Origin of the sequence: Clostridium sp. Cult2 (assembly GCF_021655075.1) — a bacterium.
Classification (GTDB): Bacteria; Bacillota; Clostridia; order Tissierellales; family Tepidimicrobiaceae; genus Schnuerera.
Genome location: NZ_PPXX01000041.1, coordinates 1 through 12478 on the forward strand (window position 1 = coordinate 1; position 12478 = coordinate 12478).

Here is a 12478-nt window from a genome sequence, read left to right on the forward strand (position 1 = left end):
TTACTTGACCTTTACTTCCTACGTCTGGTGCAGGAATGTCAATTTTTTCGCCTAAATATTTATAAAGTCCTTGTATATATCCTCTAGAAAGTCTTTCTAACTCTCCTTGGGATAGACTTAAGGGATCGCAAGTAACTCCACCTTTTCCTCCACCATAAGGAACTCCCATAACACCACATTTAAATGTCATCCAAACGGATAGTGCTTTTACTTCATCTGGATTTACTCCTGGATGGAACCTTACTCCACCTTTACCAGGTCCTATGGCGTCATTATGTACCGCCCTATAACCTTTGAATACTTTCAAGGTACCATCATCCATTTTGACTGGTATTGAAATTTCTATCATCCTTTGAGGCTCTTTTAATATTTCGTATACAGCTGGCTCTAAACCTAAGGCGTCACAAGCAGCTTTCACTTGTTTCTGAGCACTCTCTAATGGGTTTAAACTTTCTTTCGCCATTTTTACTATACCTCCCTTGATTTAATGCGTGAAAAGGTTTTCTTTAAAACCAATTTTTAAAACTCTAATAGTATTTACTATTTTATTCTCTTGCACATCTATTCTATCATTGTGCCAAAATTAGTGCAAGCATAAACAGATGTAAAATAATTTTGCTCTTATATCCTATTCAATATATTCCCTAGCTTCTTCTTCGCCCCTTAATACTCTTAAGATTCCATTGGCTAAGGATTCCATTTCATTTTCTCCTGGCATTATTTCAACTGGTGCAATATACTCAACACGTTTTTTAATCCACGAAGTCATCAGTTTAGAGTATGCAATTCCCCCTGTCAATATAATCAAGTCCACTTTCCCTTCCACCACAGTTGCAAGTTCTCCTATACCCTTGGCCACTTGATAAGCCATTGCTTCATAGATTATCTTTGCTTTTTCATCCCCATCTTCAATCATCTTCTCAACTTCCCTAGCATCTACTGTATCTAGATAAGCTTTTAATCCGCCATTGCCTCTTAGCTTTCTATGCATAGTATTTTTATCATATTTTCCTGAATAACATAATTCTATTAGTTGTCTACATGGTACTCTACCAGCTCTCTCTGGTGAAAAAGGACCTTCATCATCAGAAATGATATCTACAATTTGCCCCTTTTCATGGACATTTAACGATATTCCACCGCCTAGATGAGCAACAACAATATTCATATCTTGATATCTCTTACCACGTTTTTTAGCTGCCTTTATAGCCATAGACCTAGTATTTAATACATGACAGGTGCTCATTCTTTCTATATCTGGCATGCCAGATATTCGTGCTATAGGATGTAATTCATCTGTTCTTACCGAATCATATATATAGGCGTTAATTCCGGCAGATTTTGCTATTGCATATGCAATAGGTGCTCCTAAATTTGATGCATGTTCCATAGCAGGTCTTTTCTCAAGAGTATCAAGCATTGTTTCATTCACTATATAAGCTCCAGATTTTACTGGTGGAAGCATACCTCCCCTTCCTACTACAGCTGATAATTCATTAATGTCATAGCCCTTCTCATTTAAAAATGATATTACTAAACCTTTTCTCATTTCATATTGTTCTTGAACATTTTTAAACTTTTCAATTACTTCAATAGGATGATCTAAAGTTTTAGTAAAAATTTCTTTTTCATCTTCATATAGTGCTATTTTAGTCGAGGTTGAGCCTGGATTAATAGCCAATATCTTATAGCTCATTATTGGCCTCCTTTCTTCTTTGTGGAATGCTAATTTATTTATTTAATACGTTTTTAAGTTCAGTTATAAATTTCTCCGTTTGTTCTACTGTTCCAGTACTAACCCTTAACCAGTTATCCCATCCCCATAGGTATCCTGGTCTTATTATAACTCCTCTTTTCATTAGCTCTTCAAAAGCTTCCTTCGAATGGGTTTTGATATTAACCCATGTAAAGTTGGCATTAGCTTTTACATATTCAAGTCCTAAACTATCAAAGAATTCTTCCATCATATCTAAAGACTTATAGTTTAATTCAACTGTTTTATCAACATGTTCTTGGTCTTTTAATGCTCCTAAGGCTGCAACTTGAGCAAGTCTATTAACATTGAATACACCTTTAACCTTACTCATTTCTGTAGCAATTTCTTTAGATGTAAGGGCAAAACCCACACGTAAAGCTGCTATACCAGTAACCTTTGAAAATGTTCTTAAAATTACAGTATTAGGTCTTTTCTTTAATATATTTAAAGTTTCTGGATAGTCTGGATTAACTATTGCAAAATCATAATATGCTTCATCAAATACAATAACTATATCTTCTGGTACATTATCAACTAAATAATTGATTTCATCTTTTGTCATTATATTAGGTATAGGGTTGTTTGGATTACATACATATATTATTTTAGTTTTTTCATTTATATTTTCAACAAAAGCCTTGAAATCATGTTTATAATCTTTAAGAGGAATTTTTACTGGAATTCCACCCATATGGGATACACTATTGCCATATATACCAAAGGTAGTTTTAGCCATAATTGCTTCATCACCAGGATTGATAAAGGTTTGAGCAATTATTTGTAGTACTTGTTCTCCACCATTACCAACAACAATATTTTCATAGTCTAATCCATACTTTTTAGCTAATTCACGTCTTAATTCCATAGCTCCAGCATCAGGATAAACATTTAAATTTTTCAATTCATTTTTTACAGCTTCAACAGCTTTTGGAGATGGTCCCAATTGGTTCTCATTAGAAGCTAATTTTACAACATGTGTCAAACCATATTCTTTTTGTACCTCTTCTATAGGTTTACCAGGCACATAAGGTTGTAATTTTGATAATTCATTTCTAAATAAATTTTTAGACATATTATCATTCTCCTTTATAATTTATTATAATTAATAGTAATAGCTAAAAAAATCTATAATCTAATAATCTTTAAACTGCAGCTGCTGACAGTACTAAAGATAAGTATTTTTCTTCCGTTGAAGAACCTCTAGATGTCAATACAACAGGTACTTTTGCTCCTACAATAAATCCTGCCATTTTAGAATTACCTGAATATATAAGGGATTTTGCTAAAGTATTACCTGCTGTAATATTTGAAGTCAATAATATATCTACGTCTCCAACAACTGGACTATGGAAACCCTTTGTTTCAGCAGATTCCTTATTCATAGATAAATCATAGGATATTGGACCTTCTACAATACAATTTTTAATTTCTCCATTTTCATTCATTTTCTTTAGCTCAGCTGCATCGACTGTTTCTGGCATCTTTGGATTGACCTTTTCTACTGCTGTCAATACTCCTATCTTTGGCTCTTTATAACCAAGAGATAACATTATATCTACTGCATTTTGAATTATTTGCTTCTTTTCTTCAATACTTGGATACATAACCATACCTCCATCAGTAATAACTAACAATTTATGGTAGGTAGGTATTTCTAGAATTGCAAAATGAGACATAAGTCTGTCCGTTCTAATCCCTTTCTCCTTATCCACAACAGCCTTTAATAGGTCAGAAGTTTGAATTTTTCCTTTCATTATAAAATCTGCTTTTTTCATATTCACCAATTCCACAGCTTTATAAGCAGCAGCCCTATCATTTTCTACATCTATAATAAATTCATCACTAAGAATATAATTTTTCCGGTCTAAAATTTCTTTTATTTTTTCCTTGTTTCCAATTAATATAGGATCTACAATTCTCTCTTCATTAGCTTTAAATACAGCTTCTAGGGTATGTTCATCTTCAGCAACTACCACAGCTACTTTTCTTGTCTTTTCAAAATTGCTAACTTTTTTTATCAATTGATTAAAATTATTGATTACCATAATTACTCTCCCTATATCAAATTTTAGTTTTAAAACAATTGCTCAGTAAGAAGTTGTAATTTCTTACTGAACAATTTGTTTTATTTATTAATGTTTATACAGCATCCTTTCCCCTATTGAATGCCTTTATATTTATATCAACAAATTTTTCTTTTACATTGTCTTTTATTGCCTTTTCCCAGTCAATGCCTGTTAAACCCATGGCTTTAACTAATGCTCCAAATAATACTACATTCATAACTTTCAAATTGCCTAGTTCTTCTGCAATTTCCGCTGCATTTATTACACTGGTATTGGCTTTGCTTTTGATTATATCGATTACTCCTTCTGGATAATCTTTCTTACCCATTAGGATTGGAGCTGATGGTATTTCATAATCATTTACAACAATTTTACCTTCTGGTTTTAAATATTCTAACCATCTTAAGGCTTCCATGATTTCAAAAGAAACTAATATATCTGCTTCTCCCCTACCAATAATAGGCGAAGCCACATTATCTCCATATCTTACTTGTGTTGAAACACTACCTCCTCTTTGAGCCATACCATGAATTTCAGACATTTTTACATCATAACCTGCTTCAACAAGTCCTGTTGATAAAATTTTACTCGCAAGGATTGTTCCTTGTCCTCCTACTCCTACTAATAATATACTTTTTGTCCCTGCCATTTTATTCACCCACCTTGCTTATTGCTTTAACTGGACATACTTGCATACATACCTCACAACCTACACATTGTACTTTGTCTATTCTTGATTTTTTAGCTGCTTTATCAAAATGTATTGCTGGGCATCCTGTGTTTACACACATTTTACATCCTATACATTTGTCTTCATCTATTTCACATTTACCTGGTACATATTCAAATTCTTCTTTATCATATTCAGATAGTTTTTTCAGTGCACAAGGCCATCTTGAAATAATTACTGAAGGTTCATCTAAATCATAAGCCCAATCGAAAGCTTCCTTAAGTTCATCTAATCTTAATGGATTAACAGTTCTAACATGCTTAACTCCTAAAGCTTTTACAATTTCAGGAATATTCGCCATCTTAGTAGGTTCACCTTGAAGAGTAAAGCCAGTACCTGGATTATCTTGATGTCCAGTCATGCCAGTTACTCTATTATCAAGTATACAAGTAATAGTATTACTATTGTTATATACAACATCTAAAAGACTGGTCATTCCAGAATGGAAGAAAGTAGAATCACCAATAACACTTACAACTCTCTTATCATCATTGTACTTATCTATTAGTTTCTCCATACCATGTCCTAAACTAACACTAGCACCCATACATATAGTTGTATCCATTGCTTTTAATGGATCTGCTCCACCTAAAGTATAGCAACCTATATCTCCAGATATAATAGTATTCTTTCTTTTACTTAGTTGATAGAAGAATCCTCTATGTGGACAACCTGCACAAAGAGTTGGAGGTCTATTTACAACTATTGATTTATCATAATCTATTACTTCTTTTTCTGTTCCAAATATGCCTTTTTCAACAATCTCTGGATTTAGTTCCCAAATAATTGGAATCTTATCTTTTCCTATACATTGGATACCAGCAGCCTTAATTTGATCTTCTATAAATGGTTCAAGCTCTTCAACTACATAAAGGGTTTCAACTTCGTCTGCAAATTTTTTAATCTTTTCCATAGGAAGTGGGAAAGTAAAGCCCAATTTCAAATAGGAGGCCTTATCTCTAAATACTTCTTTTGCATATTCGTATGCAATACCAGAGGAAATTACACCTATTTTTTTATCATTCCAAACAACATAGTTAAGGTCAGTTTTGTTGGAGAATTCTTCTAGTTTTTTGAGTTTTTCCTCTACTACAACATGCAATTGTTTAGCAACTGCTGGAGCTACATAATATTTCATCAAATTCTTTTTATATGGTTTTATAGGAACCTCTTTTCTTTCGCCTACTTCTACTAAAGATTTACTATGACAAATTCTGGTAGTCAATCTCATTAAAACAAGAGTATCAAATTCTTCACTTATTTCCATAGCAGCCTTAACCATATCCTTAGCTTCTTGACTATTGCTTGGTTCAACCATAGCTACTTTAGCTGACCTTGCATAATATCTATTATCTTGTTCATTTTGAGATGAGTGTAAACCAGGGTCATCTGCAGTAACTAATACCATACCTCCATTTACACCAGTATAACCTGCAGTAAAGAATGGGTCTGCAGCCACATTTAAGCCTACATGCTTCATAGCAGCAAGGGACCTTGCTCCATATATAGAAGCACCTAATGCTGATTCTAGTGCTACCTTTTCATTTGGTGCCCACTCTGCGATTATTTCTTCTTTGTGAGTGGCTATATTTTCTAATATCTCTGTACTGGGTGTTCCAGGATAGGCAGCAGCATAATGGATACCAGCTTCATAAGCTCCAAGAGCTACTGCTTCGTTTCCCGTCAATAGCTTTTTCATTTAATGTCCTCCTTTTCGTCAATTTATGGTTTGTATAAAAAGGTTTTCCCTACCTTGAGCAAGTTTAGTTTAAGATATTATCAATATATATTTGAAAAACAAAGTAAGGAAAACCTTACGAAAACCTTACATAGATAATTAGGTTACAGCAATTTTAGTTTCAATAATAGCTAATGCAAAATATATGCCATCATTTATATTTTCAAAATTCCAGTAGCAGTTAAAAATACAAATATTAATAATATAGGAACAATGTATCTAGTTAAATTATACCATGTATTGAATAATCCAAATTCATATTTACCATCACTAGTAACTTCAGCCTTAGCAACTTGTTTATCCCATACCCAACAAATTACTAAAGCGCCAGCTAGCCCGACTAAAGGCATGGAAATATTGGATACAAAATAATCATATAAATCAAAGAGCCCTAAACCAAATATTTCAACATGACTCCAAGCTCCAAAACTCATTAAAGGTGGAATACCTAAAAGTAAAACAACTATACTCATAATAATGGCTGCTTTTTTCCTTTGAACCTTTTTCTTCTCAATAAGATAGGTTACAGATACCTCTAACATGGAAATAGATGATGTTAAGGCAGCAAAGAAAAAGAAGACAAAGAACATTGCTCCAAAAAGAGCTCCAAATGGCATTTGACCAAAAATACTTGGTAAAGTTACAAAAACTAACCCTGGACCTTCACCTGGTGATACCCCAAATGCAAATACAGCAGGTAAAATTGCAAGTCCAGCTAATAATGCAACAAGTGTATCGGTTATTACAACTGAATATGTAGCCTTAGGTAGACTTTCATCTTTGCTTAAATAACTTGCGTAAGTTGCCATAGCACCAGAACCAAGACTTAAAGTAAAGAAGGCCTGTCCTACAGCAGCTACAATAGTTGAGCCTGTTACTTTAGAAAAATCTGGCTTTAAATACCAAATCACACCTTCCTTTGCTCCTGGAAGCGTCAAAGAACGAATAACCAGCACAATTAACAACACGAACAATGCAGGCATTACAATAGAAGAAACTTTTTCTATTCCTTCCGTTATACCTTTAATTATAACTATAGTATTCACTGCTAAAAATATAATTGTAAATATAGCAACTTGAGGAGAATTCACAATAAAGTTTCCAAAGATTGATTCTACTTCTCCTGGATTTATGCCAGTAAATTTCCCTGTTATAAACTGGAAGAAATAATAGATTGACCAACCACCAATAATATTATAGAAAGACATAAGGACTGTAACTGCTATCATTGAAAGAAACCCAGGGATTCTAAATCTTTTATCATATTGGCCATATGCTTCAACAACATCCGAGCCTCCATGCCTGCCTATGGCCATCTCAGTCAATGCAATAGTAGCTCCAATTATAAATATACTTACTAAATATATTATGACAAATGCCCCTCCACCATGGACACCAGTAATATAAGGAAATCTCCATATATTACCTAAACCTACTGCAGAACCTGCTACCGCCATAATAAAACCAAATCTGGTTTTAAACTGTTCCCTATTCTCCGTTTGTAATTCAGTATTCTTCACAATAATCCTCCTTTTTTATTAAGTTTTTAGATGTTAATTAATATTAAATATTACTCCTATATCCCCCCTTTCTTTTCAGTATATTTTTAATATTCGTAATATTATGGGTGTGATATTACGGGTGTGAAATATTTGCTCGCCTATATATTATGCATATACTATGCCACACGGATTTAGTTATCAGAAAAATTTGAATTATCTTGGATTATCATGCAATTGCGCGGAAAAGTTTATAGGAAAATATATTATATAGATGAGTTTATAATTGGTAACGTAAAGCTTTACGGGTTAAAAGGGTGATGCAATTGATCCCTTTTAACCCGTTTTAAGATGCTTCAACATATATCTTCCCTGTTCTGTTATCATGGTACCACTTCTTCCCACACTTATATCTACCATGAATAACTTTTCAAGATCCGTTAATATTCTCCTTATTTCCTGTTCGCCCAAAAAAATACCTTTTGATTTTGCAATTCTATGAATACTTCTTCTACCCAATCTTTTATTGTTAATATAGGCCTTTTCTAACTCTTCTAAAACAAAAACATACTTCCTTATATCATTGCCAGTGGTTTCTAAAAATTTCATCATCATTTCATTTTCTTCACCAATAATAACTTCCTCATCTTTATATTCTTCATCAATATACTCCTCGTTTACGAAGGGTAGGTCTTTAGCATCTATTATTTTAGATCCCAAATTGACAAAGTATTCAACATAGTTTCTTAACTCTCTTACATTTCCATCCCAATCATGGCTTAATAATAATTCTTTTGCTTTTTCTGTAAATTCAAAATCACTACTGAATTCTTTTTTCACTTTTCCTATAAAGAATAAAATATCTTCTTTTCTAGATCTTAAAGGTGGAATCTTCAGTGGTAATACATTTAATCTATAATATAAATCTTTCCTAAATTCACCCTTTTCTACCATCTTTTTTAAATCCTTATTGGTAGCAGCTATTATCCTAATATCTACATTTATTATTCTATCTCCTCCTATTCTTGCTACTTCCCTTTCTTGCAATACTCTTAGGAGTTTTACCTGAAGGTTCATGGGTATTTCAGCAATTTCATCTAAAAATAATGTACCATTATGAGCTAATTCAAAAAGTCCTGGTTTTCCACCTTTTCGTGCACCAGTAAAAGCACCTTCCTCGTAACCAAATAATTCACTTTCCAAGAGACTCTCTGGCAGAGCTCCACAATTAACAGCAACAAATTGATAGTTTTTTCTCGGTGAACCATTGTGGATAGCCTGTGCAAATAATTCCTTTCCCGTTCCAGTTTCTCCCGTAATCATTATGGAAGAATTAGATTTTGCCATTCTCTTAGCAATATCTTTACATTTAATAATTGCACTGCTTTTCCCTATTATGTCATCAAATTTATACTTTGCTTTATGTCCTTTACCAATTAGCTGTTTTCTCAATATATGTTGCTTCTTTTCAGTATCACTATATTTTCTTATTATAGCAACAGCCCCATAGAGTTTTCCCGAGTGAATTAAGGGATTTACAGACACAACAACATAATCCCCATTCATCTCAATTAATTTTTCTTCAATGGATTCTAAATCATTAAGAGCACGATTAAAAGGTATATGTGTAAATAATTCTATTCCATTTTTATTAATTACTTCTTCTTCTTTAAGCCCTAATATTCTTTTTGCATCATCATTATATAAGAATATACTTCCTTCAGGATTAATACCTATAACCCCTGCTTCAATAGTTTGAAGCAAAATATCCAGTTGACTTTCACGGCTATTTGATAATTTGAAAATTTCCGTTAAACCAAAATTAGCAGTTTCAACTTCCTCATAACTTTTTGAAATATCCTGTCTATTTAACATATGTAATAGATTAAATTTCATTCCAATGTCTATTATTGTGTTAAAATCCAATAAACTGTTTCCAATATTAATTATCTCTTTAGCAAAAGGTGGTACATAATCAGATTGGCCTAAAACTATCATAGGTTTATTTAGAGCATCCTCTTCTTTTACTGACCAGAAAGATATCAAATCAATATGGTTTACTCCCAATTGATAGATAACGGATATCATCTGTTCCGTCATTTGTGGACTTTCATCAATTAATATTACTTCTGTATCTGCTTTAATATTCATTAACTTATCTAATCCTAACTTAGATATTGTTCTACTAGCAAAGACTATATCTGAATCTTTGTTTATATGGTTTTTAATCTTTTTAAACATATCATAAGAAGAAACTAACACTAAGTCTGCATCAATACCATTATCAATATCAAGATTATCTATCCAAATTTTCTTGATAATGATATTATCTGCAAACAAACTCTTTAACTGTCCATAATAGGAATTAACCAATCCTTTACTATAGGTTACAATGGCTAAAGTTTTCTTCATAAGATTTTCACTCCTGTTTATATTCCTTATGATTAATTCTATAATATATTAATTAAATATTCAATTATCAATAGATTCTATATAAAAGCAGAAGGAAATAGCCATGGCTATTTCCTTCTGTTTTCATATTATTTTACTGCTTCCATTATCTCATCAATATTTTCTAATCCTTTTATTAACTCTGGTATTACTTCGTACACATCTCCAACTATTCCATAATCTGCAATTTCAAATATTGGTGCATCTTTATCTTTATTGATGGCTACTATAAATTTAGAATCCTGCATTCCAGCTAAATGTTGGATTGCTCCCGAGATACCACAGGCAACGTATAATCCTGGTCTTACTGTTTTCCCAGTTTGTCCTACCTGATGAGGCTGTTCTATCCAACCAGCATCTACTGTAGCACGGCTAGCTCCTACTACTCCACCTAATTTTTCTGCTAATTCTTCTATTAGTTTAAATCCTTCTGGATTTCCTAATCCCCTACCGCCGGATACTATAATAGGTGCTTCTTCTAATTTAACTTGTGCTTTCTTTTCTTTTACAAATTCTATAACCTTTGCTCTAATATTTTCTTCCTTTAAATCAGGAGTAAATATTTCAATATTACCTTGCCTATTTTCATCATATTTTGCCTTTTCCATTACTCCAGGTCTAACAGTGGACATTTGAGGTCTATGATTTGGACATATTATTGTAGCCATTAAATTTCCACCAAAAGCTGGACGAGTTTGCATTAACCTCCTGTTTTCTAAATCCACATCAAGTCTTGTACAATCTGCAGTAAGTCCAGTGTGTATTCTTGATGAGATTCTTGGTCCTAAATCTCTACCTATATTAGTAGCACCGATTAACATGATTTCAGGTTTTCTCGCCTTTATTAAATCGCATATAACTTTAGTATATCCATCTGTTGTATATGTTTTTAGTAATGGACTGTCTCCATATAAAACATTATCTGCTCCATATTTAACTAGTTTTTCTGCCAAATCTTTTACATTTTCTCCGAGTAAAATTGCTGTTAACTCGGTACCTAATTCATCAGCAATTTTCCTTCCTTCTCCAATAAGTTCTATGGAAACATTAAGAAGGTTTCCTTCCCGTTGTTCTGCAAAAACCCAAACTCCACCATATTCTTCTATACTAACTCCTTGTTTTTTCGTCTCTTCTTTTTCAATAGCCCCTACTGGACATTGCTCAATACAAGCACCACATGCAGTACATTTATCTGTAATAAAAGCTTTATCATCTACCATATCTATAGCTTCAAAGGGGCAAGCACTAACACATACACCACAACCAATGCATTTATCCACCAATACTTTTACCGCCATACCTATTTCCTCCTCTCAAGAATGAAAATTATATGATTTTTTGCTCTTTTAATCTAACAATTAGTTTTCTTGCCTGTTCCTTTGGACTACCATCAAGTATTTCTGATTTTCCGCCCTTTCCTGGTGGTGTAAAGGATTTATTAACTTTTGTTGGTGAACCATCTAATCCAATATTGTTTTCATCTGCTCTAATATCCTTTGCTGATAAAACTTTTACTTTATCTCCTCTATAGGCTTCATAAATTCCTTTTATGGATGGATACCTGGGATTGTTTAACTCCTTTATGGCAGTAATTAGTACTGGCATTTCTGATTCCATTATAAAATATCCATCCTCAAGGGCTCTTTTTGCTCTAACCTTTCCATCTTCAATATTAAGTTCTTCCACATAAGTAATTTGTGGTATACCTAAATGTTCAGCTATTTGTGGTCCTACTTGAGCAGTATCTCCATCTATTGCTTGTCTTCCACAAAATATAATATCATATTCACCTATGCTCTCTATTCCAGCGGCTAAAGCAGTTGATGTAGCCCAAGTATCTGAACCTGCAAAAGCCCTATCGCTTAAAAGAATCCCTTCGTCTGCACCCATTGCAATAGCCTCCACTAAAGCTACTTCTGCTTGAGGAGGTCCCATACTAAGTACGGTAACTTTAACATTCTCATTTCGATCTTTTATTTTTAATGCTTCCTCTAAAGCATTTTTATCATCAGGATTTATTATACTTGGTACTCCTTCTCGGATTAGAGTTCCTTTAACAGGGTCTATCTTTACTTCATTGGTATCAGGAACCTGTTTAATACACACTATAATATTCATCTATATTCCTCCTTCACCTTATTCGTAGTGTCAAATTTGACACTCCTATTTTTTATTAAAACCTTATATTATCAAGGGTTACATAGTTTTTTATAAAACAAAAACAATGACCCCCCATTT

The 12478-nt window shown here is 32.9% G+C and carries 10 protein-coding genes; all 10 read right to left on the reverse strand.

The window, feature by feature from the left end:
• On the reverse strand, nucleotides 1–463 hold a 463-nt coding region (locus tag C3E90_RS04470), incomplete at its 3' end, for a Glu/Leu/Phe/Val family dehydrogenase (protein WP_272879063.1).
• A gap of 165 nt (nucleotides 464–628) precedes the next feature.
• Nucleotides 629–1696: a butyrate kinase gene (buk, locus tag C3E90_RS04475; protein WP_236914468.1), complete on the reverse strand. Its 1068-nt coding sequence runs from the start codon at nucleotides 1694–1696 to the stop codon at nucleotides 629–631.
• Nucleotides 1697–1730: 34 nt separating this feature from the next.
• Nucleotides 1731–2828, reverse strand: a complete 1098-nt coding sequence (hisC, locus tag C3E90_RS04480; RefSeq protein ID WP_236914469.1) for a histidinol-phosphate transaminase — start codon at nucleotides 2826–2828, stop codon at nucleotides 1731–1733.
• A 70-nt stretch (nucleotides 2829–2898) separates the two neighbouring features.
• Complete coding sequence (locus C3E90_RS04485; protein ID WP_236914470.1) at nucleotides 2899–3801, reverse strand: bifunctional enoyl-CoA hydratase/phosphate acetyltransferase; 903 nt, start codon at nucleotides 3799–3801, stop codon at nucleotides 2899–2901.
• A gap of 94 nt (nucleotides 3802–3895) precedes the next feature.
• Nucleotides 3896–4471 (reverse strand): indolepyruvate oxidoreductase subunit beta, encoded by a 576-nt coding sequence (locus C3E90_RS04490; RefSeq protein WP_236914471.1) that lies wholly within the window; start codon nucleotides 4469–4471, stop codon nucleotides 3896–3898.
• Between the two features lies 1 nt (nucleotide 4472).
• Nucleotides 4473–6251, reverse strand: coding sequence for an indolepyruvate ferredoxin oxidoreductase subunit alpha (gene iorA, locus C3E90_RS04495; RefSeq protein WP_236914472.1), 1779 nt, complete (start codon nucleotides 6249–6251; stop codon nucleotides 4473–4475).
• Nucleotides 6252–6445: 194 nt separating this feature from the next.
• Entirely contained in the window at nucleotides 6446–7810 is a 1365-nt protein-coding gene (locus C3E90_RS04500; protein ID WP_236914473.1) for a sodium-dependent transporter, read from the reverse strand.
• Nucleotides 7811–8125: 315 nt separating this feature from the next.
• Nucleotides 8126–10201, reverse strand: a complete 2076-nt coding sequence (locus tag C3E90_RS04505; RefSeq protein ID WP_236914474.1) for a sigma-54 interaction domain-containing protein — start codon at nucleotides 10199–10201, stop codon at nucleotides 8126–8128.
• A 128-nt stretch (nucleotides 10202–10329) separates the two neighbouring features.
• Entirely contained in the window at nucleotides 10330–11538 is a 1209-nt protein-coding gene (locus C3E90_RS04510) for an electron transfer flavoprotein subunit alpha (protein WP_236914475.1), read from the reverse strand.
• Nucleotides 11539–11566: 28 nt separating this feature from the next.
• A complete protein-coding gene (locus C3E90_RS04515) occupies nucleotides 11567–12358 on the reverse strand; it encodes an electron transfer flavoprotein subunit beta/FixA family protein (RefSeq protein ID WP_236914476.1) in 792 nt (263 codons plus the stop codon).
• Nucleotides 12359–12478 lie beyond the last annotated feature (120 nt).